This window comes from Flavobacterium sp. LHD-85, assembly GCF_030929595.1.
Taxonomy (GTDB): domain Bacteria; phylum Bacteroidota; class Bacteroidia; order Flavobacteriales; family Flavobacteriaceae; genus Flavobacterium.
In genome coordinates, this window is record NZ_JAVFVR010000006.1 from 61670 (window position 1) to 87702 (window position 26033).

The 26033-nt window shown below is 35.3% G+C and carries 17 protein-coding genes; 13 read left to right on the forward strand and 4 right to left on the reverse strand.

What is annotated here, in order from left to right; all coding sequences use genetic code 11:
- Positions 1 to 78 precede the first annotated feature (78 nt).
- Genes RB618_RS11980 through RB618_RS11990 form a run of 3 tightly spaced genes read right to left on the reverse strand, consistent with a single transcriptional unit; the run spans position 79 to position 4238 of the window.
- On the reverse strand, positions 79 to 1128 hold the full coding sequence (locus RB618_RS11980; protein WP_308068929.1) for an MFS transporter: 1050 nt from the start codon (positions 1126 to 1128) through the stop codon (positions 79 to 81).
- A 29-nt stretch (positions 1129 to 1157) separates the two neighbouring features.
- Positions 1158 to 2750: a magnesium transporter MgtE N-terminal domain-containing protein gene (locus RB618_RS11985; protein WP_308068930.1), complete on the reverse strand. Its 1593-nt coding sequence runs from the start codon at positions 2748 to 2750 to the stop codon at positions 1158 to 1160.
- Between the two features lie 12 nt (positions 2751 to 2762).
- Positions 2763 to 4238 carry an MFS transporter gene (locus RB618_RS11990; RefSeq protein WP_308068931.1) on the reverse strand — a complete coding sequence of 492 codons (1476 nt, stop codon included), beginning with the start codon at positions 4236 to 4238 and terminating at the stop codon, positions 2763 to 2765.
- Positions 4239 to 5314: 1076 nt separating this feature from the next.
- Between RB618_RS11990 and RB618_RS11995 the strand changes: the two genes are divergently transcribed.
- The 10 genes from RB618_RS11995 to RB618_RS12040 all read left to right on the forward strand — a co-directional run bounded on the left by RB618_RS11995 (position 5315) and on the right by RB618_RS12040 (position 21857).
- Positions 5315 to 8446 (forward strand): TonB-dependent receptor, encoded by a 3132-nt coding sequence (locus RB618_RS11995; RefSeq protein ID WP_308068932.1) that lies wholly within the window; start codon positions 5315 to 5317, stop codon positions 8444 to 8446.
- Positions 8447 to 8462: 16 nt separating this feature from the next.
- On the forward strand, positions 8463 to 9935 hold the full coding sequence (locus RB618_RS12000) for a RagB/SusD family nutrient uptake outer membrane protein (protein ID WP_308068933.1): 1473 nt from the start codon (positions 8463 to 8465) through the stop codon (positions 9933 to 9935).
- A 202-nt stretch (positions 9936 to 10137) separates the two neighbouring features.
- A complete protein-coding gene (locus RB618_RS12005) occupies positions 10138 to 12054 on the forward strand; it encodes an arylsulfatase (protein ID WP_308068934.1) in 1917 nt (638 codons plus the stop codon).
- 227 nt (positions 12055 to 12281) lie between these two features.
- Positions 12282 to 13337 carry a sterol desaturase family protein gene (locus RB618_RS12010; protein ID WP_308068935.1) on the forward strand — a complete coding sequence of 352 codons (1056 nt, stop codon included), beginning with the start codon at positions 12282 to 12284 and terminating at the stop codon, positions 13335 to 13337.
- Positions 13338 to 13348: 11 nt separating this feature from the next.
- On the forward strand, positions 13349 to 14062 hold the full coding sequence (locus RB618_RS12015; RefSeq protein ID WP_308068936.1) for a thioredoxin domain-containing protein: 714 nt from the start codon (positions 13349 to 13351) through the stop codon (positions 14060 to 14062).
- Between the two features lie 19 nt (positions 14063 to 14081).
- Complete coding sequence (locus RB618_RS12020) at positions 14082 to 15698, forward strand: sulfatase-like hydrolase/transferase (RefSeq protein WP_308068937.1); 1617 nt, start codon at positions 14082 to 14084, stop codon at positions 15696 to 15698.
- A gap of 123 nt (positions 15699 to 15821) precedes the next feature.
- Complete coding sequence (locus RB618_RS12025; protein WP_308068938.1) at positions 15822 to 17078, forward strand: putative sulfate exporter family transporter; 1257 nt, start codon at positions 15822 to 15824, stop codon at positions 17076 to 17078.
- A gap of 33 nt (positions 17079 to 17111) precedes the next feature.
- Positions 17112 to 18767 (forward strand): arylsulfatase, encoded by a 1656-nt coding sequence (locus RB618_RS12030; protein ID WP_308068939.1) that lies wholly within the window; start codon positions 17112 to 17114, stop codon positions 18765 to 18767.
- 254 nt (positions 18768 to 19021) lie between these two features.
- The gene (locus tag RB618_RS12035) at positions 19022 to 19942 is read left to right on the forward strand and encodes a family 2A encapsulin nanocompartment shell protein (protein ID WP_111285461.1); all 921 of its coding nucleotides are present in this window, start codon (positions 19022 to 19024) and stop codon (positions 19940 to 19942) included.
- On the forward strand, positions 19926 to 21857 hold the full coding sequence (locus tag RB618_RS12040) for a family 2A encapsulin nanocompartment cargo protein cysteine desulfurase (protein ID WP_308068940.1): 1932 nt from the start codon (positions 19926 to 19928) through the stop codon (positions 21855 to 21857). The genes RB618_RS12035 and RB618_RS12040 overlap by 17 nt, the downstream gene beginning before the upstream one ends.
- Before the next feature lie 342 nt (positions 21858 to 22199).
- Here the strand turns inward: RB618_RS12040 and rocD are convergent, their stop codons facing one another.
- Positions 22200 to 23453, reverse strand: a complete 1254-nt coding sequence (gene rocD, locus RB618_RS12045) for an ornithine--oxo-acid transaminase (protein ID WP_308068941.1) — start codon at positions 23451 to 23453, stop codon at positions 22200 to 22202.
- Between the two features lie 225 nt (positions 23454 to 23678).
- Between rocD and RB618_RS12050 the strand changes: the two genes are divergently transcribed.
- From RB618_RS12050 to RB618_RS12060, 3 genes are all read left to right on the forward strand, one after another.
- Positions 23679 to 24131 carry an Lrp/AsnC family transcriptional regulator gene (locus RB618_RS12050; protein ID WP_129745654.1) on the forward strand — a complete coding sequence of 151 codons (453 nt, stop codon included), beginning with the start codon at positions 23679 to 23681 and terminating at the stop codon, positions 24129 to 24131.
- Positions 24132 to 24238: 107 nt separating this feature from the next.
- Complete coding sequence (locus RB618_RS12055; RefSeq protein WP_308068942.1) at positions 24239 to 25012, forward strand: dienelactone hydrolase family protein; 774 nt, start codon at positions 24239 to 24241, stop codon at positions 25010 to 25012.
- 38 nt (positions 25013 to 25050) lie between these two features.
- Positions 25051 to 26025: a DUF3667 domain-containing protein gene (locus RB618_RS12060; protein ID WP_308068943.1), complete on the forward strand. Its 975-nt coding sequence runs from the start codon at positions 25051 to 25053 to the stop codon at positions 26023 to 26025.
- Positions 26026 to 26033 lie beyond the last annotated feature (8 nt).

The following is a 26033-nucleotide window of genomic DNA, read 5'->3' on the forward strand; positions in this document are numbered from 1 at the left end:
TTGAAACTTTTATAAATTTTGTCTTCAGGTTTTACGTTCAGTCTGGAACTTGAAACTTTAAACCTGAAACTTTTTAAATTATCCAAATAAATTTCCGCCTTCCAATCTGGCTTTTAAATGTGCTTGCGCTAAACGTGATCTTTTACCTTCTGGACTTAAATCTAAGTGAGAAGTTCCGTCTTCGTGAGTAAAATCAAAACCCAACTCTTTGGTTACGATTTTTAAATCGTTGATATGAAGCTTAGTTGCAAATTCTTCTCCTGTGTGCGGACAGACTGCCATTCCTTGCTTGATGCCTTCTTTTTTATAAATATGCGCCCCAATTTGCGCCGGACGCTGAATAATATGAAAGAATTTTCCAAATGGAATCCAAATCAAAAACATGATTACAGTTACGGCGTGAATTACGGCCAAGAAATCATATGCAAAACCTTTCATGAATTGATAGGAATAGGTCAAACATAATCCTGTTACAGAAATTGCGATTAATAAAATCAAAGGCAATAAATCACCTTCAAAAGTCTGCGTAGCAATTAACCCAGGATTGGTTAATCTTCTTCTCAAATAATAAACCGATCCAATAATTACAAGCCATGAAGACCAGTTTAAGGCATGAAATATTAAGAATGCAAGAAACGATCCTATTTCAAAATCCATCATTTTAAATCCGAAAAAATGTGCTTCGTAAATCGAAATAGAATTAGGAGCCAATGTAAAATGTATCCATCCAAATGTAAGCGGAATTGTTATGGCAAAAGCTGATATACATCCTAGGGCAATACAAAAATGGGCAAACCAGCGCCATTTACTTCTAGGATAAATAAACTTCTGAACGACAATATTCTGTACTGATTCTTTTCCCAGAAACCACAAATGAGAAATTATTTTTCCTGTAAAAAGAAATTTTAAACTTCTTTTAAAGTACATCCAAGTTGGCGGTCTTTGCAGCCAAATGGTATAACGATACACTATTCCAAAAAAGGCAAAAACGGTTCCGAATAAATAAGTAACCAATGCAGCGTCAAAGTTTTGTAATTGCCTTGAACCATAAAACACAAGTATAATTGTAAGTATAGATACTAGTGTTGCAACAAGTAAGGCTTTGCTATTATACGTTTTATTTTTCATTCTTCATTTTTAATTTAATAATAACTCCTTTAACTCGGTTTTTCGCAATTCTTACGATTGTAGAACCACCAATTAATACCTGTAGCGATTATAGTAAAGACAGTAAGACCAATAAAAAAATTATTTACAGTGCCATTAGCCGAAATATTGTTACCTATTAATTTTGAAAAGATAAATGGTCCAAATGCAGCAATTGCAGCGGTCCACCCAATTACACCAGCTGCCTGACGCTGATTTTCGGCAAAAATAATTGGGTATTGTCGAAATGTACCTGCGTTTCCAATTCCTGTAAAAAAGAACATCCCTAGAATTACGGCAACAAAAAGAGGAAATTGATCTAAGCTTGTTGGTGCCACTAATCCCTGCGTCACTAAAATTACCGAACCAGCTAAAATTCCTAAACCTGTTATGGTTGTTAGTATTGCTCCTCCAACTTTATCTGCCACAAAACCAAAAGCAACCCTACTGGCTGAACCAATTAAAGGTCCGTAAAAAGCATAAACCAAAGGATCTGGCGCATTTGGAAAATCTCCGTATAAAAACTTAATCATTAAAGGAAAAGTAGCAGATAATCCTGCAAAAGTTCCAAAAGTCATTAGATATGTAATAGTGCAATACCATGTATGTTTATTCGAAAATATATCCATCTGCTCTTTTATTGATGCTTTCATTGGTATGCTTCGCAAATAAAACCAACTTATAATAGCTAAAAGAATCAAAAAAGGAGCAAACCAAAATGCAGCAGACTGTAAGTAGATTGGTGTATTTTTAACCGCTGTATTTTCTGGACTAATTTTATTCAGTATTTTTTCTGCCAGTTTTGGATTTGCATTGGCAATTGCTTTTGCTTTTGCTTTTACGGGCAGCGAAACAAAAACTATTGTTTTATCTGTAGATTTAACTGCTGTACTTACAGAATCAACTACGTTTTGTTTTACGTTAGAAAGTATTTTTTTTTGTATTTCTCCATCAAGTGATGCAAAAACTTCTTTTTGTTTTTCTATGGCAACGTTTTGAAAAACTGTTACGGCTTCTTTAGAATCAATACTTGTAAATACTGCGGCCGTACCATAAATTCCGACACTTATAATAAGCGGCGTTACAAACTGTGCTATTGAAACTCCAAAATTTCCTATTCCGGCCTGAATTCCAAGTGCGGTTCCTTTTAATCTTTTTGGAAAAAACAGGTTTGTGCTTGGCATGTAAGATGAAAAATCGCCTCCTCCAAAACCTGTTGCAAATGCAAGTAAAGCAAAAACCCAAAAAGGTGTATTTACATTCATAATAGCAAAACCAATTCCAATTACGGGAATTAATTTAATTGCGGTTGCCACTGAAATCACATGACGTGTTCCATATATTGGTAATATAAAAGTATGTACGATTCTTAAAATACCAGCAGCCAAACCCGGAATTGCTGTTAGCCAAAAAAGCTGATCTTTAGAGAAACTAAATCCTAATCCTAGCAATTTAACCGCTATAACGCTCATCATAAACCAAGAGGCAAATGATAAGATCAATGTTAATGTTGTTATTATTAATGTTCTCCATGCTATTTTACTTCCGCCAGAGTTCCAAAACACTTCATCTTCCGGTTCCCATTTGTCTAACCAAGTTTTCATAATTTATTTTATTTAATTTATTTCTTCTATTTCTCTTGTAAAGTCAGGTGATTTGCTTCGCATTGCGCTTATTATTGTTCTGTGCATCCAAAGAAGGCATAACACCGAAACTATAAAAATGAAGATCCAAGAACTTGTCCACAACCCCGTATAATCGAGTAGGTAACCAAAAATGATCGGTCCGAAGAATCCTCCCAAACCACCAATTAAACCAACCATTCCACCCACAACTCCAACTTCATTTGGGAAGTATTCAGGAATATGTTTATAAACTGCGGCTTTTCCAATTCCCCATGAAATCCCTATCAGAATTACTAAAACCAAATAAACCCAGATATTGGCGCTAAATTTTATTTGTGTAACTCCCTGCGCCAGCAATTCTTTCTTTTTAACTTCCTGATTTTGTTTTACAATAATTTCCTGCCATGAATTTTTTTCTGGAAAAATAGAATTGTCATGATCCTGTATTATTTCTTTCTTATGGACAAGATGAGTTTTTCCATTTATCACAATTTTATCAGCCGAAACCTCTGTTACAATACCATTATTGTTTGCCATTACGCCAGGACCAGCTGTGAAAATTTCCATTTTTGGAAACATTAATAAAAAGCTTATTACTATTGAAGATCCTAAAACCCAATACATAACTTTACGGGCTCCAAATTTATCCGAGAGATAGCCACCAAAAGCTCTGATTACACCAGATGGCAGACTAAACATAGTTGCAAACATTCCGCCCATGACTAATGTTGTGCTGTAAACATTCATAAAATTGGGAAGCAGCCATTGTGAGTACGCCACAAAAAAACCGAAGACTAAAAAGTAGTAAGCACCAAAACGCCAAACTCTTACATTTTTAAGCGGAGACATTAATTCTGGAATTGTTTTTGAAACTCCGGGGTTGGTTTTATTTTTTGCAAAAACAATAAAAAGGATTCCTATTATTACCAACGTAAAGGCATAAATTACAGGAAGCATTTTCCAGCCATTTACTGGATCTTTTGCAGATAAAGCATTTAATAAAGTTGGCGCGAGAAAAGTGGTAATGGCTGCACCAGCGTTTCCCATTCCGAAAATCCCTAAAGCTCTTCCCTGCCATTCTTTTGGATACCAAATTGAGGTATATCCAATTCCAACAGCAAAACTGGTTCCGACTAAGCCAAAGAGAAAACTTAAAACTGCAAAACTCCAAAATGAATTTGCAAAAGGCAGTAAAAAAAGCGGAACTGAACATAATAAAAGCAAGGCTGAAAAAATAATTTTACCACCGTATTTATCTGTCAAAATTCCAATTGGCAATCTGAATATTGAACCTGAAAGAATTGGAATTCCTAAAAGCCAGCCCGTTTCGATAACTGTAAAATTAAAAATCCCTTTATCTACTAAAAAAGTCACCAAAACTCCGTTTAATGTCCAACAGGCAAAACACATTGTAAAAGCAAGTGTATTAAGGAATAAAATTTTGTGAGATTGGGATAAATTACTCATAAACCTTTTTATTGATTACTAATTAAGCATAGAGACCTTTAATCTATTATTATGAGCAAAATTACCTCCTCCTTTTCTCAGTAAAAATGATATATATCATATTAAAGACATTTTTATCTTATTTAAAAAAAGCATCCTAAATAGCAATATTTGAAGCTTTATGAGTGAAGAAGTTTGGGGCTACTTGTACATGCCAATTACAGCACAAGCACACCTACATTTTTAAAAAATGCGGCTCATTTTTACATTTTCAATTATGCAATAAATTGACCTTCAAAAAGCTTATCATTTTTACAATAAAATTTTAAACGAAATCTAAAAACAGCTGTTTTTGATATATCTTCTATCACAATTCTAATTAGTTAAGAATTTAAAAAGCAAAAAACATAAGTATAAATACTACAATTTCAGCGTTTTCATGAAATTTATTTTAACATTTTCACGAATGTTAAATATCTGGGAAATCCCATTAAAATAAGGCACTAACAAAAAATTATTATCTCCTAAAGCTCTTCTTGAAGGATATTTTTCAAAAAAAACTCCACAAACTTTTGGTTTTTATTATATAAAATTTAACTTTGTCTATAGGATTAGTAGAGTTTAAAATAATATTTCAAACCTTAAAAACTATTATTGTGAAAACAACAGAGAGCATATCGCGTTACAATCTTCGTAAAAATTACACTTATAGCACTATTTGTTATATGTGTATCTGTTGTTAATTACCTACTTATTTTGTTTGCCTTTAGATTTCATATCGAAGCAAATCTTTTAAAATCACCACCAAAAATATTTACTGAATTTAACCAAAGATCTCTTCCGATGCATTATTTGCATTGGGGTCAGATTCTTGAAACTGTTTCTATTATTCAAATAATTAAATAAATAACTAACAATTAAAAAACTAAAATGAAAACAATGCAAAGCTGTTGCTGTAAATAAAAAAAGCCATTTCTGCGGCAACAGAAATGGCACGGCTTAAAGAACATTTATCACTAAATCAAGAACACTTTTTAGAGTGCTGTATTAACAGTGCTCAGGGCGTCTTGTTAATTACTTAAAACCAACACAAAGAAATGAAAAAAAAGTTAAACATACACATACTGCTGTTTCTACTCTTCATAACGGCAGGAATACAAGCCCAGAATACCACCCCGCTCATTCAATCTAAACTAGACGGAACCGTTGTAGATGATATTACAAATCAGCCCATTATAGGTGCTTCTGTAACCATTAAAGGAACAACTCATGGTGTTGTTACGGATGCAGAAGGAAAATTTTACTTTCAAACGGGGCAGAAATTTCCCTACACATTGATCGTAAGTTACATTGGATATAAAAAACTGGAAATCATTGTTGAGAAAAATCCAGTTATTATTAATCTTAAAGAAGAGCGCCAAGAACTAGACGAATTGGTAGTTGTGGGTTATGGAACTCAAAAGAGAAAAGATATTACAGGATCTGTAGCTTCGGTTCCAAAAGCCAATTTATCTCAAGTAACTTCTTCGGCAGATAATCTTTTAAGAGGCGCTGTAGCGGGAGTTGTAGTTACACAAAGTTCAGGTCGTCCGGGTGCTTCTTCAAGTGTTCGCATTCGTGGAGGAAACTCTATTACTGCTGGTAACGAACCGCTTTATGTTGTTGACGGAATTTTAATTTACAACGATAATAGCAATAGTGGCGCTGGAGTAACTTATGCTGGGGCAACCGTAAACGTTCTTTCAACCATTAATCCTGCTGATATAGAATCTATTGAAGTTCTAAAAGATGCTTCGGCAACAGCGATTTATGGCTCTCGAGGTGCAAATGGGGTTGTAATTATTACGACTAAAAAAGGAACAAAAGGTCAAGATAATATCTCGTACCAAGGTTATTTTGGATTCCAGAATATTTCAAAGAAATTGAGATTAATGAATGCCAGCGAATGGGCAAGTTTAAGAAATGATGTTCAGGCAAGTATTGGCCAAGCTCCTTCTTTCTCTCCTGAACAAATTGAAGCTTTAAAAACTTCTGGAAATTATGATTGGCAATCGGCAGCATTTGTAACTGCAGCACCTGTTCAAAACCATAATTTATCTTTTTCAGGCGGTGACGAAAAATCAAGATATGCAGTTTCTGCAGGATATTTTGACCAAGATGGTATTGTTTTAGGATCTGATTTTAAACGTATTTCTCTTCGAGCCAACTATGAAAGAAACTATTCTCAGAAATTCAAATTTGGGGTAAATGCCAATTATACCAACTCGATTGCAAATGGTGTGGGCACAAATGGCGGCGCGGGAGCTGGAAGGAACCCAAATCCATTGGTTAGCGTTGTTTTAACTGCTCCAGTTGTTCCAATCAAAAATGCAGATGGCAGTTACAATGTAACAAATAATCCATATGCAACTTCTGTAAATGGTTATGTTCCGAATCCCATTAACGATTTGGATAACACAACCAACGAAACCAAATTAAATAGAATTCTAACTAGTTTATTTGGCGAGTATAAATTCAATAAAGAATTGACCGCAAAAGTAGCTGTAAGCGGTGATGTTTTAAATACAAAACAAAATTATTACGCGCCTTCAAACACTACTACAGGTGCGGGAACAAAAGGTTTGGCTTCTATTGGAGAAAGATTGGTAAGTTCTGTTCTGAATGAAAATACGCTGAATTATAATACTCATTTTGGCGAAGATCATAAGTTTTCTGCTTTAGGAGGTTACACCCTTCAATATACAAAAGGCGAAGTTGTAAATGCTGGAGCGCAGACTTTTGTTAATGATGCCAATACGTACAATGCCATTCAAGATGGTGTTCCTGTAAAACCATATAGTGACGCTTATGAAAGTGTTCTGAAATCTTGGCTTGCGAGAATAAATTATTCTTATAAAGGAAAATACAACTTTACACTTTCTGGACGTGCAGACGGTTCTTCAAGATTTGGTTCAGAATCGCTTTGGGGTTATTTTCCTTCTGCAGGATTTTCTTGGAATATTACTGATGAAGAATTCGCAAATAATATTAAAGGTGTGACAGAAGCTAAACTGAGAATTACAGCAGGAACCACAGGAAATCAAGAAATTGGGAATTATCTTCCGTTAGCTTCAATGGGATCTGTAAACTATTCTTTTGGAGGAACATTATACACAGGTTTAGCTCCTACCCGATTGGCAAATCCAGATTTGAAATGGGAAAAAACAAATCAGTATAACGTAGGATTGGATTTATCATTATTAGACCGAAAAATCAATTTTGTTTTTGATGTTTATTACAAAAAGACCAAAGATTTATTAATCAACGTTCCTGTACCATTGAGCTCGGGTTATGCAACAGTTCTTCAAAACATTGGTGGAGTTGAAAATAAAGGTTTTGAAGTTGGTTTAACAACTGAAAACATAAAAACAAAAAACTTTGCATGGAATTCGAACATCGTATTTTCTTTAAACAGAAATAAAGTTACCGAAATCGGAAATGGTGTAAACGAGTTTTTTCCTGTAGTGCCAAACGGATCTTTACTACAGCAACAACCCGTAATTGTAAAAGTAGGATTGCCTTTAGGGACTTTTTGGGGATATAGAACCAACGGAATTTTCCAAACTCAGGAAGAAGTTAATACTCAGCCAAAAATTAACAGTTTGGCCAACACAAAAGTTGGAGACAGAAAATATGTCGACACAAACGGAGATGGCGTAATTACAGCTCTTGACAAAGGAAATCTAGGCACTTCTCAGCCAAAATTTGTTGGAAGTTTCAGTAACACGATTTCATACAATGATTTTGATTTGAATTTCTCTTTTCAAGGAGCATACGGCGGAAAAATCTTTAATGCTTTAAACCAGCAGTTAGAAATTTCTACACTTGGAACCAATGCGGCTGCAACTTTAAATGACCGCTGGACACCGACAAATCCGAGTAACGAAATTCCGAGAGCTTCTAGTTCACCACTAGGAATTGTTTCTGAACGCTATGTAGAAGATGCTTCTTTCCTCAGATTAAAATTAATCACATTAGGATACACTTTACCTAAAAGCGTTTCTAAAAAACTGGGAACAAAAAGCGTAAAAGTCTATATCTCAGCAGAAAACTTAATTACATGGACAAAATACACTGGCTACGATCCAGAGGTAAGTTCATACGAACAAAACAACTTATATCCGGGAATTGATTTTGGCTCTTATCCAAACTCCAAAACATTCATCTCGGGCTTGAACGTAACTTTCTAAGTAAAAAAATATCAAAATGAAAAAGATCATTATAACATTCCTTTTAAGTGCCGGCCTATTGGCATCGTGCGCTGATCTAGAGGTAACACCTACCTCTTTTGTAACCGAAGACAATTATTTTGTCACTCAAGATGATGCTACTGCAAGTGTAACTGCTGTTTATGCTTCCTTAAGTCTTGATCCAGGCGAGCAGAGTTTGTTTGGAAGAAACCTTTATTTCTTAACCGATATGGCTTCAGATTATGCGGCGGCAGGAGTTTCGGCAACCAATCCGCAAGTTAGAGCTTTGAGCAGTTTAACGCATGATGCTACGTCAGATCGTGTTCAAGTGGCTTGGAGACAAATCTATAACGGAATCAATAGAGCCAATGTTTCTATTGATAATATTCCGAAAGTATCAGGTTCAGATATTATTAAAACTAGACTAATTAATGAAGCTAAATTTATTAGAGGCTTATTATACTTTCAGGCAGTTCGTCTTTGGGGCGGAGTTCCGATTGTTTTGCACGAAGCGACTTCAATCAATTTGGGAGATTTAAAAACAAATCGTTCTACAGTTGACGAAGTTTACAATCAAATCATAAAAGATTTGACAGATGCTGAAGCCCTTCCTAAAACATATACAGCAACTGATGCTGGACGCGCTACATCGGGAGCTGCAAAAGCGATTTTAGCAAAAGTATATCTAACTAGAAAAGACTGGCCAAATGCTATCGCAAAATCGAGAGAAGTAATTAATGGCGGTTACGGATATGCTTTGTTTGAAGATTTTCAAGATATTTTCACTAAAACAAAAAAGAACGGAAAAGAGCATATTTTCTCGGTTCAATTTGAACCAAATCAAGCAGGAAACGGTTCTAGCGGAAGTACTTTTCAAGCCACTTCTTTTACTGGATTCACCGCAACAGAACCAGCAGATATTATCTCAGACGTTGCTTTGTTTTACGATATCTATGCTGCAGGAGATAAAAGAAGAGATGTTAGTTATGCCAAACAATTGCTTAATCCAGCAACAGGAACTCTATATACTTTTCCGAAACCAATTTTCAAAAAATATCTGGATTTATCCAATTTGGCTACTCCTGGAAACGTAGCGATCAACTTTCCTGTAATTCGTTATGCGGACATTCTTTTGTCTTTAGCGGAAGCGATAAATGAACAAGGCGGTCCAACTCCCGAAGCATACGAATTGATTAATCAAGTGAGAAGAAGAGCTTTTGGAAAAGCGATTACAACTCCAGACGCAACGGTTGATTTAGTCGGATTAAATCAGACCTCTTTTAGAGCGGCAATTCAGGAAGAGCGTAAAAAAGAATTTGTTCAGGAAGGGCAAAGATGGTTTGACTTAGTAAGATGGGGAACATTGGTTACCGAAGTGAAAAAAGTAACGGCTAAAAACTCGGTTTCAGAACGAAATAATCTTTATCCGATTCCGCAAAGCGAAAGAAATATCAATCCTGATGGTTTGCCGCAAAATCCTGGGTATTAATACCGACTGATATTTAAACACATAGAAACATAGATTTTAAATTATTAATAAAGAATGCAAAAGAGAAACTCCTTTCTCTACACATAGTTGCTATGTGAATTGAAATAAGTGAAACGCCTCTTATCGGCTCTAAAAGCTATGATTCTATGTGTTGAAAAAATAGATCATTAAAGAACCTTTTAACTAAAAAAACTATAAAACAATGAAAAATTTTAAAAATAGCATCGCTGTCAAAAGTCCAAAGAAAGGACTTTTGATTACAGCTTTCCTAATTGCACAATTGGGAATAGCACAGGAAAAAACTGAATTTAAAGGAGTAATCGGAAAAACTTTGGCTGATTCTAAAGAATATTGGCCAGATCCTGTAACTGCACCAAAAGGCGCTCCAAATATTGTTTGGATTCTTTTAGATGACGTTGGATTTGGGGCTACTAGTACTTTTGGAGGTTTAATCAATACGCCAACTTTTGATAATCTAGCCAATAACGGTTTACGTTATACCAACTTCCATACAACAGCAATTTGTGCTCCTACTCGCGCCGCTTTATTGACTGGAAGAAATTCAGGAAGAGTTCACGTAAGCGGATTTTCGCACACTATTTTATCTGCTGGTTTTCCGGGTTGGGACGGAAGAATTCCTTCTGATAAAGGAACAATTGCAGAGATTTTACGTGACAATGGCTACAACACTTTTGCAGTTGGAAAATATGGTGTTACACCAGATGAAGAAGCCTCAGATGCTGGTCCATTTGACAGATGGCCAACTGGAAAAGGTTTCGATCATTTCTACGGATTCTTAGGTTCGCAAACCGATCAATACAATCCTGATTTGGTAGAAGATCAAGTTCACATTAAACCTGACGGACGCCATTTGAATGAATTGATTACAGATAAAGCGATCGGTTATATTCAGAAACAGCAAAAAGCAGCACCTGGAAAACCATTCTTCTTGTACTATGCACCAGGCGCGGTTCATGCACCTCATCAAGTGGCTGAAAAATGGGTTGAACCATACAAAGGGAAATTTGATGAAGGTTGGGATGTTTACCGTGAAAAAGTATTGGCTAACCAAAAGAAATTAGGAATCTTTCCTCAAAATGCTGGACTACCAGATCGTAACGCTTTAATTACGGAATGGAAAAAATTAACTCCAGACCAAAAGAAAGTATACGCTAGATTCATGGAAGTTTACGCAGGATTCCTAACATATACCGATTACGAAATTGGAAGAGTTGTTGATTATTTAAAACAAAGCGGACAATTGGATAATACTTTAATCTTTGTTGCAATTGGTGACAACGGAGCCAGTAAAGAAGGAACACTGCAAGGAACAATCAATCAAAGTTTATTTGCTCAAGGAAAAACAGACGAAGAAAATTTCCAAAGCAATTTGAATAATATTGGTGAAATCGGAACGGCAAAAGGTTTAAATACCAATTATCCTTTAGGATGGGCACAAGCAACCAATGCACCTTTCAAAAATTGGAAACAAGACGCACAATCTGAAGGCGGAACTCGCAATCCGTTGATTGTTTTTTATCCAAACGGAATTAAAGATAAAGGCGGCATCAGAAACCAATACAGCCACGTAACTGATTTGCTTCCTACAACTTTGGCTATTGCAGGAATTAAAGCTCCAGAATACATCAAAGGAATAAAACAAGATATTATTCAAGGTTCTTCGTTCCAAGCTTCTCTAGATAATCCGAAAGCAGAATCATTGCACAAAGTGCAGTATTACTACATCTTCGGGAACAGAGCAATCTATAAAGACGGATGGAAAGCTTCTGCAGCGCATTTGCCAGATTCTTTCGCTGTGAAAAAATCTTTAGGAAGCAACGAAAAACCAGCTCCAAGCAATTTTGATACAGATGTTTGGGAGTTATACAATCTAAACGAAGATTTTAACGAACGTAATAATCTGGCGAAAAAATATCCTGAAAAACTAGCTGAACTTCAAAAATTATTTGACGAACAGGCCAAAGAAAACAATCTATATCCGTTGATTGACTGGCAGGATGTTTACAACAGAAGAATCCATAATACAGGTGCTGACAAAGGAAAAACAGTTTCCGACTTGATTAAACAGGCAACTAAACCTGGAGGAACCAACAATTAATATTACAGAACCTGCAAGGTTTTGAAAACCTTGTAGGTTTCTACTAAAAAACAAATACCTACAAGGTTTTCAAAACCTTGCAGGACATAAAACGAATAATTATGAAACGAGTAGATTATGAAATTATAGGAAAAAAGATTGTCGTGGGGATAATCTTGTTTTTAGTTCCGCTGGCGATTCTGGCTGGCGGATTAGCAGTAGTAAATCAATTTTTAAAATAAGAAATCATGGCAATAGTTCAAAAAGAAAAATTAACGAGAGACTTAACAATAAGTTTCTTCATTTATTCATTGCCGGTAGTGGCAATTTATCTGTATTTTAAACTAACCGGAGGAGCTATAAGTGAATCGCATATTACACTGCCTTCATTTTTAGAGTTTGCACAACCCGTTTTTGCTAATATCAGAACTTGGGGATTAACGGTATTTATGATCGTTTTAGGAATTATAGAATTTGCAGCAGGACTGTATGATGACGAATGGACAGGCGAAGAACGCAAAATTGACATTGTTTGTTTCTTAGCTCCAAAATTGCTTTTACCTCCTGTAATTGCTTTTTTTAGTTTAACAGCGTTGCCTTATTTATTGCCAAATCTGGCCAATTCATTATCATGGGTTCCGTTTTGGGGAGGATTTTTCTTAATCGCCATTGCCGACGATTTAACGCAGTATTGGTATCACAGACTGCATCATCAAGTTCCATTTTTATGGCGTTTTCATAGAACACATCATTCAGCTCCGTATATGGGAATGGCGATGGCTTCTAGACAAAACTTTATTTATACGGTTTTCTTCTCTCAGATTTATTTGACAGCGACTTTAACGTATTTAGGTTTAGGACTTCCTGCTTTGTTCGTTTTAGTAATCAAAAGTTTCATCACTTTGGGAGCACATTCAAGTATTCCGTGGGACAAACCTTTTTACAAATACAGAGTATTGCATCCAATAGCGTGGGTTTTAGAAAGACTGATTTCTACTCCTGCAACACATCAAGCGCATCATGCAGATACAAGTGGAGACGGTGTTGGACATTTTAAAGGAAACTTTGGAAATATGTTTTTTATCTGGGATATCATTTTCGGAACCGGATTAATAACACGTAAATATCCTAAAACATTCGGAACAAAATCATACAAACAAGAAGAATGGTACGCCCAGTTTCTTTGGCCAATTTTTAAATCTAAAAAAGAAGGGAGTTCTCTTGCTGAAGGAGTATTATCGCTTCCGTCAAAACCTAAGGCAGCTTTAGAAGAAACTCCGACTCCAGTTTTAGAACAAGTTTAATACTTCTTAAGATGAAAAATCAAATCTTAAAAACCAGTATAACAGCAATTGCCTTCTTTTGGGCAGTTGCTGCTTTTTCGCAAAATGAAAACCACAGTTCTTTATCCTTAGATTCATTTTATTCGAAAATAAAAAGTCAAAAGAATCCACAGATCGTTGATGCTAGAACTTCAGAAGAATTTGCTCTAAATCATATTGAAGGCGCTGTAAACTTTAATCTTCAATCTGAAAACTATATCCAATCTGTCGCTAAATTGGATAAGTCCAAACCTGTTTTTATCTATTCGATCGGAGCTGGAAGAAGTGTTGCTTTAGAAAAAGAGTTATTAAAAAATGGCTTTTCAGAAGCCTATAGTTTAGAAGGCGGAATTGCAAATTGGATTGGAAACGGAAAACCTTTTTATTCTAATCTAAAAAGCAAATTATCATTAGCCGAATTCAATAAAACTATTGCTGAAAATAAAACAGTTTTGGTTGATATCGGCTCAAAATACTGTGCCCCTTGCAAAAAGGTTAAACCGATTCTGGAAACCATCAGATCTGAATACGGTTCTAATTTAAAAATCATAGAAATTGAGCTAGAAGACAGTCCGCAGGTTATTGCCGATTTAAAAACAGTAAAAGTTTTTCCGACTTTAATCTTGTATGAAAACGGGAAAATTATTTTTAAAAAAGAAGGCATAACCGATTTGAAAAATGAAGTAGATGTTGCTTTAGCTAAATAATCAATAAACCCCAAAAATCATGGCAAACTTCAAATTCAATAAAAAGTTTTTAATTCCTATTCTCCTGATTTTTCTGATTGCAGCTTTTTTATTCTGGCCAATTAATACCTATGGAACCTTAATCAAAGAAGATCCAAAATTGACAGAAGGAAAAAAAGAATTTTTAGCTTCAAAACCTAAAGATTCTATTTCTGGTAAAAAGACCAATATCATTATACTTCTGGCAGATGATTTAGGAAAATATGACATTTCGCTTTACGGCGGAAAATCGATTCCAACTCCACAGATCGATTCGTTGGCAGCATCAGGTGCAACATTTACAGATGGTTACGCTTCGGCATCAATTTGTTCGCCATCAAGAGCGGGATTAATTACGGGAAGATATCAGGAACGTTTTGGGCATGAATACCAGCCAGGCGATCGGTATCCTAAAAACAATTTAGAATATTATGCTTTTAATTATCTAATTGAAACGGACAATTGGAAATTGAACGACAAAATCGATTATCCAACTGATGCTTCTATTGCAACGCAAGGACTTCCAAAATCGGAAATCACTTTTGCAGATTTGGCAAAAAGACAAGGCTACAGCACAGGAATAATTGGAAAATGGCATTTGGGCCACAACAAAGGCTTTTTTCCTTTAGATCGCGGTTTCGATTATCATTACGGATTTTATCAGGCTTTCTCGCTTTATGCTCCAGAAGATGATAATCCAGATATTATTAATCATCATCATAAAGATTTTACCGACAAAACCATTTGGGGTAAAGGTCGAGTTGGAATTGGACAGATTCGTCGAGATACCACAATTATTGATGAAAAAGCCTATCTAACCGAAAAATTTGCTGATGAAGCGAAGGCTTTTATTGATAAAAATAAAAACAAACCTTTTTTGCTTTATATTCCGTTCAATGCGCCCCACACGCCGTTTCAGGTTCGTAAAAAATACTACGATCGTTTCCCTAATGTAAAAGATGAAAACAAACGTGTTTATTTTGCTATGATTAGCGCTTTGGATGATGCCATTGGAAGAATTCGCGAAAAAGTCAAAAAAGAAGGATTAGAAGACAATACTTTAATCATTTTTGCAAGTGACAATGGCGGTGCCGATTATACTTTTGCTACAACAAATGCTCCACTTAAAGGCGGAAAATTTTCTCATTTCGAAGGTGGAATTAATGTTCCTTTTGCACTTTCATGGAAAGGAAAAATTAAGCCTCATACAGTTTATAAACAGCCTGTAAGCACTTTAGATTTTTTCACAACCATTGCTGCGGCGATCGGTTCAGATTTACCAAAAGATAGAATTTATGATGGTGTTGATTTGGTTAAAACAGTAAATGAAAATAAAGTAGCACACAAAGATTTATACTGGCGTTCTGGCGATGCAAAAGCTGTTCGAAGCGGCGATTGGAAATTAATCATTAGCGGAAAAACGCATGAAAAATGGCTTTATAATCTTGCAAAAGATAAATCGGAAACTAAAGACCTCTCACAACTAAATCCTGAAAAAGTAAAAGAATTAGAAACAGCTTTACAAACTTGGGAAAAAGGCTTAATCAAACCGCTTTGGCCTAATTTAACCTATTATGAATTCGACTTTGGAAAACAAAAGTACTTTGTTGATTTGTAATATCTAAATACAAATACTCAACTCCTGCAAGGTTTCCAAAACCTTGTAGGTTTGTTTTAACTACTCGAATAATTACTTAATACCTACAAGGTTTTGGAAACCTTGCAGGAAAACAAACATACAATGTCAACCTCAGCAAAATTTACTATTCACGAAGATTGGACCGTAGTAATTCTAGGCTTTCTTATTATTGGAATTTCGCTTTTTATATTTCTCCCAGAAATACCCGTTTTCAATTGGTCAAATACTTCCGATTTATTCAAAAATATATTTGATTTCACAAACCTAAAAGTCCTTTTTATACAATTTTTATATCTAATTGCTATTGGGGCTTTTGGTGTTTTTTTAATTGGAAAATCAGTCAAATCTTTTTTATTTACGTTTCCAATTGTTTATTTTTTAACATTGATTGCACTTATTCTGGCAGGAAATTCGGCAATAAAATCCATCAATTTAGAAGCTGTGATTTTCAGTTTGATAATTGGTTTAGCAATTGGCAATTTCTTCAAACTTCCAGAATGGTTTCGTGCTGCTTTATCAACCGAACTTTTTGTCAAAATCGGATTGGTTTTATTGGGAACGAGTGTTATTTTTTCTGATATTTTAAAAGCAGGTTCACTAGGTTTAATTCAGGCTTTAATAGTGGTTTTGTCGGTTTGGTATTTTGCCTTCTGGCTTTGCAAGAAATTAAAAGTCGATGACGAATTAACCATGATGATTTCAAGTGCTGTTTCTATCTGTGGCGTTTCGGCTGCGATTGCAACTTCTGGTGCGATCAAAGGGGACTCAAAAAAATTATCCTATGTAATTTCGATCGTTTTGGTGACTGCAATTCCAATGATGATTTTCATGCCTATTATTGCTAAATATTTTAATTTTCCTGAAGAAGTAACTGGTGCTTGGCTCGGAGGAAGCATTGATACTTCTGGTGCAGTTGTAGCTTCAGTAACTTTGGTTGGAGAAACAGCGTTAAAAATTAGTACAATTGTAAAATTTTCGCAAAATGTACTATTAGGATTAGCCGCTTTTGTTATTTCAATTTATTGGACGTACACCCATAACAATTCCTCTGAAGCGATATCTAAACCGACTTTAAAAGTCATTTGGGAACGTTTCCCTAAATTTGTTATCGGTTTTATCTTAGCCTCTATCCTATTTTCTTTTTTTATAAGCCCAGAAGTTCGAGATACTGTCAAGGACAATCTGAAAAACCTACAAGGAGTTTGGTTTGCATTGGCTTTTACAAGTATAGGCTTAGAAACCAATTTTAAAGATTTACTTCAAAACAATAGCAGGAAACCTTTATTTGCCTTCTTAATTGCACAATTATTCAACATTATTATTACCCTTTTCATTGCTTTTTTACTTTTCAATAAATAAAAAACCAATGAAAATTAACAACAAAACAATACCATGAATACCAAACTAAAAAACATTTTACTGTCTTTTCTTGCGTCTGGAACGGTTGTTTTTTACCAATCGAATGCACAGAATAATTCATCAAAACCAAATATTATTTTAATTATGGTAGATGATATGGGATATTCAGATTTAGGAAATTACGGTTCCGAAATTAGCACTCCAAATCTAGATCGATTGGCAAAAGAAGGAACACGCCTTCGCGAATTTTACAATAATTCCATCTGTGCGCCCACAAGAGCTTCTTTATTAACTGGACAATATCAGCATAAAGCTGGTGTTGGCTTTTTTGATGTCAATCTGGGTTTGCCAGCTTATCAAGGTTATTTAAACAAAGAATCTCTGACTTTAGGTGAAGTTTTTCGTTCGGGCGGCTATAGCACACTTTTATCAGGAAAATGGCATGTTGGTTCTGAAGATCAAGCACAATGGCCTAACCAAAGAGGTTTTGATAAATTTTATGGTATCTTAAAAGGAGCTTCTAATTACTTTGACACCAAACCTTTGCCTTTTGGAAAAACGCCTTATCCAGTAAAATTAATTCGCAATAATGAAGAGCTCCACCCAAAAGATGATTCTTATTATTTTACAGATGAAATTGGCAATAATGCGGTCACTTTCTTAGACGAACAAAACAAAGAAAATAAACCTTTCTTTTTATATCTAGCTTTTACAGCTCCACATTGGCCATTACAGGCAAAACCAGTTGATATTGCAAAATATAGAGGCAAATTTGATCAAGGTTGGGATGTTTTAAGAGAAAAACGAATTGAGAAATTAAAAGCTAATGGCATCCTGCCCGCAAATCAAACTGTTTCGCCAAGAGATCCTGAAGTTCCAGAATGGAGCAAACTGACTTATGACGAAAAACAATTCTGGAAAGCCAAAATGGAAGTCTATGCTGCAATGGTTGACAATATGGATCAGAACGTAGGCAAAGTTTTGAATAAGCTAAAAGAACTGAAAAAAGACAAAAACACACTAATTATTTTTATTTCTGATAATGGTGCTCAAGGCGGATTTAATACTTACAATCCGCTAGGGAGAGGTTTAGTTCGAAATGACGGACCTGTAGGTTCTTCTGGTTCTTTTGATTATCAGGAACAAAACTGGGCCTATTTATCAAATACTCCGTTACAGAATTATAAAAACAATATGCACGAAGGTGGTTTCAGCTCGCCATTTATCGCTTGGTTTCCATCCAAAATTAAAGCGGGAAGAATCGATAAAGGAACTGGGCATATTATAGACCTTGCTCCTACTTTTTACGAATTGGCCGGAATTGAATATCCTAAAACTTTAAATGGTGTAAATTCTAATCCGCTTGCTGGTAAAAGTTTGTTGCCCGTATTATTCGACAATGCTTCCGAAGTAAACCGTGGGGTGCCTTTATTTTGGGAAAGAGCTGGAAACAGAGCCGTTCGTGAAGGAAAATGGAAGCTGGTTTCTATTTATCCTTCTTATGAATGGGAACTTTACAATCTTGAAATAGACCGAGGGGAAACTACAAATGTGGCAGCTCAAAATCCTGGAATTGTAAATGAGCTTTCTGCGAAATATTTTGATTGGGCAGATAAAACAGGGGTTGTCGAATATAGCAAATTCAAACAAAAAGGAGAATTGATTCCGGGCGCTGCTGCTAAGAAATAATTTAAGCTTTTAAGAAATTCAACTTTTTTCGAATTAGGGAAAGCACTAAAAGACCTAAAAAGTAAGCCTAACATCTTTTTGTTACTTATTTATTAGGTCTTTTTATTTCAAAACAAATCTAAAATGCCATAATTCTAACTTTTATTTGCAACTTAACAGAAAGATATTTCTCTGTATATGAGCTGTTTGAATTAAATTTATGAATAACTTTAAGGAATCAAAAAATATTTTATAAACCTATTAAAACTAAAAAAATGGCCGAAACAAAACCACAACAGACCGCATTAGGCGATGTTGCAGCAAGACAGCTCGCAATAGCAACTCGTACCGTTCCGCAAATTGGAACCGTAACACCAAGATGGCTAACCCATTTATTGCATTGGACTCCAGTAGAATCGGGCGTATTTCGTTTAAACAAAGTTAAAAATGCCAATCATATCGAAGTAGATTGCTCTGCTCGTGACGAAAGAGTTTTACCCAACACTTTTGTTGATTATATTGATAATCCGAGAGAATACAATCTTGCTGCCGTACAAACCATTGTCGATGTCCATACCCGTGTTTCTGACTTATACAGCAAACCATACAACCAAATTTCAGAGCAATTACGTCTGGCTATCGAAACGATTAAAGAACGCCAAGAAAGCGAATTAATAAACAATAAAGATTATGGATTATTAAGCAATGTGGTGCCTTCTCAAATTATTAAAACAAGAACTGGAGCGCCAACTCCCGATGATTTGGATGAATTGCTTACTAAAGTCTGGAAAGAACCTGGATTCTTTTTACTTCATCCGCTAGCCATTGCAGCTTTTGGCCGTGAATGTACTCGTCGTGGGGTTCCTCCTCCTACTACCTCTTTATTTGGATCTCAATTTTTAACTTGGCGAGGAATTCCGCTTATTCCTTCAGACAAACTGCCAATTAAAAACGGAAAATCTAAAATCATTTTACTGCGTACAGGCGAAAGCCGTCAAGGCGTAATCGGGTTAATTCAGCCGGGGTTGCAAGGCGAACAATCTCCTGGATTATCGGTTCGTTTTATGGGAATCAACGAAAAAGCAATTGCTTCTTATCTAGTTTCACTTTACTGCTCTTTGGCTATTTTGGTTGACGATGCCATAGCTGTATTAGAAGATGTAGAAATAGGAAAGTATCATGAGTACAAATATTAACAACAACGGTTTACCAAACATCGACGATTTGCAGCATTTGGCAAATGAGCTGTTCAAAGCCCTACCCAATGAGTTTCCAAAAGAAATTTCGTTGAGTCCAGACAAAGCTGAACATCCTCGTGCAACAAAGGTTGCTGAAACAATCTTGCAAACAGGAAATATTGCTTCATTAGATCAAATTCCTTTGGCAGTTCCGTCGAATGTGCAACCTACTCAGCATTCCTTTAGTGGGTTTGGCGCTTCTCCTTCCGCATCCACTTACCAAAACACAGGAGCTTTCGCTTTACCGCCAAATGCTGGGGCAGGATTTGACCCAAAAGGCGAAAAGAGTTCTTCAGGCGTTCAGGAAAACCACGATTTAAATATGGATGATCCACATACCGGTTTTCATGATATTAATTTGAATAATGGAAATCCGCAGCTGAATGAAGAATCTGCTTTTTCGCCATTGTCTCTCAACAATCAATACCTGCCTTTTCAAACAGAAAATTCTTCATTTGAAATTGAATTGCAGGCTGCATTAGCTTTTGTTGATACGCAATTTAAAAAACGAGAAGATTTTCCGTTCAACGAAAATGAAACGGCAACATCGTATTATTTTTTAGAGCAGAATCCTTTTGCATTTGATAGAAAAAGTAACAATGTCATCGTCGGAAATTCTTTTCATCCTAAAGAAACTAACCTTTTCAAAGGACATCATTTTAATGCCGAATTAGTAAAAAAGGATTTTCCGATTCTGAGAGAAACTGTAAACGGAAAGCCCCTAGTTTGGTTTGATAATGCGGCGACAACGCAGAAACCGCAATCAGTTATTGACAGAATTGCGTATTTCTACGAACACGAAAATTCGAATATTCATCGTGCCGCACACGAATTAGCAGCTCGCGCGTCTGATGCGTATGAAGCCGCCCGTGAAAAAGTAAAAACCTTTTTGAATGCCAGTTCGGCAAACGAAATTGTTTTTGTACGTGGCGCCACAGAAGGAATTAATCTGGTTGCTTCAACTTGGGGAGATCAGAATTTAAATTCTGGTGATGAAATCATTGTGAGCAATTTAGAGCACCACGCGAATATTGTTCCGTGGAAACGTCTGGCTGACAGAAAAGGATTGAAACTAAGAGTTATTCCTGTTGATGATGACGGTCAGATTTTATTGGATGAATATGCAAAACTACTAAATCCGAGAACTCGATTAGTTGCTTTTACTCAAGTTTCGAATGCACTAGGAACTGTAACTCCTGCCAAAAAAATAGTTGAAATGGCACACGCTGCCGGAGCAAAAGTTTTGATTGATGGTGCACAGTCTGTTTCGCATATGAAAGTAGATGTTCAGCATTTAAATCCAGATTGGCTGGTTTTCTCTGGACACAAATTATTTGGTCCAACAGGAATCGGCGCTTTATACGGAAAAGAGGATTTACTAAACGAAATGCAGCCGTATCAATCTGGCGGAAACATGATTCAGGATGTAACTTTTGAGGAAATTAAATACCACAAAGCTCCGAATCGTTTTGAAGCTGGAACAGGAAATATTGCCGATGCCATTGGTCTTGGTGCCGCTATTGATTATGTAACAAAACTGGGAATTGAAGCAATCGGTCAGTACGAGCATTATTTATTGGAATATGCTACAAACCTTTTAAAACAAATTCCAGGTGTTAGATTAATAGGAACTGCCAAAGATAAAGCCAGCGTTTTGTCCTTTAACCTTCAAGGCTACTCAAACGATCAGGTCGGACAGGCCTTGAACAAAGAAGGAGTTGCAGTAAGAACTGGACATCATTGTGCACAGCCTATTTTACGCAGAATGGGAGTCGAAACTACGGTTCGACCTTCATTGGCATTTTACAACACAACTCAGGATGTAGATACTTTTATTAAAACCTTATGGGAATTGAAAAAAGTTAAATTCTAAAAAAAATGAGTCAATGCTATTAAAACACTGACTCATAAGAAATAGTTACTTTTTTTGATATTTTAAGTAATTATAACCAAAAGGCGATTGTTTAAAAACAATCGCCTTTTTTTAAGTTACAAAAAAATCTTCTACAAATAAAGGTCGCTCTATAAATTGCAGATAGACTATTTTTATGTTTTTTATATTTAAAAGTTACCGCTCCAGCAGAGCGACATAATCTATACTCTATAAACATTTTTTATATTTCGCCTCACCGAGGCTCTTGTTTTGAAGGTAATAACATTTAATCTATAAATATTTCGTCCCTTCCGGGACTTACCCTCTCAAAAAAACAACTTCTTAATTTTTAAACTCATTCAAAGATTTCTCGATAATCTCAAGACATTCTTTAATCTGCTCTTCGGTCATTACCAAAGGCGGAGCCAGCCTGATTTTATTTCCGTGGGTTGGTTTAGCCAATAATCCGTTGTCTCTAAATTTCAAGCAGATTTCCCAAGCCAGATCAGATTCTTCATCAGTGTTGATTACAATTGCGTTCAAAAGTCCTTTTCCTCGAACCAGCGTAATTAAATTATTCTTTTCAGCAATTTTATTTAATCCTTCTCTTAAAATAACCCCTAAACGTTCTGCATTCTCAGCCAGTTTTTCGTCTTTAATAACCTCAAGAGCCGCAATAGCAACAGCTGCTGCAACAGGATTTCCTCCAAAAGTAGATCCGTGTTGTCCCGGTTTAATCACATTCATGATTTCGTCATTACACAAAACAGCCGAAACTGGATAAACGCCACCAGAAATTGCTTTTCCTAAAATCAAAACATCTGGCTGCACATTTTCATGATGAACGGCTAATAGTTTTCCCGTACGCGCAATTCCCGTCTGAACCTCATCGGCAATAAAAAGTACGTTGTGTTTTTCGCAAAGTGCTTTTGCTTTCGCTAAATAACCTTCAGAAGGAACATAAACTCCTGCTTCACCTTGAATTGGCTCAACTAAGAATCCTGCAATATTTTTAGATGAATTTAAAGCATTTTCAAGAGCTTCTAAATTATCATATTCGATTTTGATGAAACCATCAGTAAAAGGTCCGAAATTTTTGCGTGCTGTTTCATCATTAGAAAATGAAATGATAGTTGTAGTTCTTCCGTGAAAGTTATTTTCGCACACAATAATCTGTGCCTGATTTTCTGGAATTCCTTTTACTTCATACGCCCATTTTCTTGAAATTTTCAAGGCTGTTTCAACTGCTTCGGCACCCGTATTCATTGGAAGAACTTTATCGAAACCAAAATAGTTCGTTACATATTCTTCGTAGTTTCCTAATTTATCATTGTAAAAAGCACGCGAAGTCAAAGTCAGTTTTTGCGCCTGCTCAACCATTGCGTTCACAATTTTAGGATGGCAATGGCCTTGATTTACCGCAGAATAAGCAGATAAAAAATCATAATACTTCTTCCCGTCAACATCCCATACATATACGCCTTCTCCACGCTCTAAAACTACAGGAAGCGGGTGATAATTATGAGCTCCATATTTGTTTTCTTTTTCGATCAAAACTTCTGATTTTGACGAAAGTGTTTTTTCTGTACTTATCATAATATGCTTTTTATTTCCGCAAAAATATTAAAATTAAACAAATAACAATTCGAAAAACAAAGTTTTGACTTAAATATAACAAAATAAAAGTCAAAACTTAAAAATTACCATCTATAAAAAGGCATATTTATTTTTTCGAGAAGTTTGATTAGATGACAGTTTATTAAAAAAAAGAATTACTTTTATGAATCGCAAAAGACTCAATTTAAAAACGATTTTTACTGAATGGAATTATTAGACGAATTTGATATTAGTATCCTAAAAGAATTAGAAAAAGACGGAAGAATGGCCTTTTCTGCTATCGCTACTAATCTTAAAATATCAAATACAATGGTGCATCAGCGTATTAACAGAATGATTGAACAAGGTGTAATTGGTGGCATCAAACCCATTATTCAAGAAAAGAAGATAGGCTACGACTGGGCTTCTTTTACTGGGCTTACACTAAACAAAGATTCTGATTCTGAAAGAATTATTGAAGCCCTGAAAGAAATTCCTGAAATTACCGAATGTTATTATGTAACAGGTTCTTTTACGCTCTACATAAAAATCATAGCAAAAAATCATGAACATATGCGCCGCATTCTTTATGAAAAAATCGACGGAATACCTGGTATTGACAAGACCGATTCTATTGTAGAATTGGGCTGTGCTTTTAAACGAAACATATCATTATAAGAGAAAAATATTCTTTTAAAATATAGGCTACAAACCTCACAAGAATTTACTTGTGAGGTTTTTTTGTAACATAATATTTCTGATATTTGTTAAAAATTGAAGAAATCATGAAAAACTCCATAATCATTTTATTCAGTGCAATCTTATTTTCTAATCTTATGAATGCGCAATTAAAACCAGTAAAATACACAGAAGGAAGCCAGCAGCTAAATGGCTTATTTATAAAATCTGCTAAAAAAAGCAGTAACAATCCAGGAATCTTACTTTTACCAGCATGGCTAGGAATTGATAATGCTTCTAAAGGAATCGCAGAAGAATTATCTAAACTGGGCTATCACGTTTTTATCGCTGATATTTATGGCGAAGGAAATTATCCTAAAAATACTGGGGAAGCAGGAAAACAGGCTGGTTTTTATAAAACTAATTTCGAAGCTTATCAAAAACGTATTGACGCTGCTTTGAAAGAATTAGTCAAATCTGGTGCAAATGCTGACAATATTGTTGCTATTGGATATTGCTTTGGCGGAAGCGGTGTTCTTGAAGCTGCTCGCGGACATTTGAATGTAAAAGGCATTGCTTCGTTTCACGGTGGTTTAGGAAAAGATGCGAGTAGAAAAAATGAACCAATTTCTACAAAAGTTCTTATTTGCCATGGAGCTGATGATCCGTTTGTTTCAAAAGACGAAATCGCAGCTTTTCAGCAGGAAATGCGTGATGGAAAAGCAGACTGGGAAATGATTTATTATGCAAATGCGGTTCACTCTTTTACAAACCCGGAAGCCGGAAATGATAATTCTAAAGGCGCAGCATATAATGCTGTTGCAGCAAAAAGATCTTTTGACCATTTACAGCTTTTCTTAAACGAAGTCCTGAAAAAATAATTAAAAAACTACCAGAACAAATCAATTAACATAAACCAATGTCACATAATAAAATTAGAGAAGACAAAACTTGTCTAAACTGCAGGCATGTTGTTGAACAAAAATACTGCCCAAACTGCGGACAAGAAAACAGCGATAGCCGAAAAACTTTTCATCATTTATTTGTTCATTTCTTTGAAGATTTGACGCACTACGAAAATGCTTTTTGGAAAACAATAAAAAATCTGCTGTTCAAACCGTCTACACTTACAAAAGAATATCTTTCAGGAAAACGTTTGTCTTATCTTGCACCGGTTCGGCTTTACATTTTTATAAGTTTTATTACATTTTTGTTAATTGCAATGTTTCCAAACAATGTAGGTGAAAAAATTGATAAAAGTGAAGAAGCGCTTAACAAAGAACTCTCTAAGGCTACTGACAGTCTAAATATAAGCAGAAAGGACGACAAAAGATATTTCCATTTTAAAACGATGAAAGAACTTGATTCGATTCAGAAATATGGAAAAGAAAGCGAGAAGCTAAATGCTTCCTCTTATTGGTTTTCTGAAAAAGCAATACACGTAACGGAAAAATATACTAAAAAAGAGATTTATGAAAAATTCGTTGAATCGTTCTTTCATAATCTTCCTAAAATCCTCTTTATAATAATGCCGTTTTTTGCTTTTTTCTTGTGGCTTTTCCATAATAAAAAAAGATGGTATTATTTTGATCATGGAATTTTCACACTCCACTATTTTTCTTTCCTATTACTAATTTTTCTCATCATGTTTATCATCGATAGAGTAATTGGTCTTTTTGGAGAAGATAGTCCGCTGTCTTTTATATCATCAATTACAACATTTGCAGGAACCGTTTGGATGTGCTATTATTTTTACCCTGCACACCACCGTTTTTATGGCGAGTCGAGAATAGTGTCTTTTATAAAAAGCTTTTTATTGTTTATAATAAATTCTCTTTTTATCCTATTTTTACTCACTTTATACGTTCTTTATACCTTTATTAATTTACACTAACTATAAGA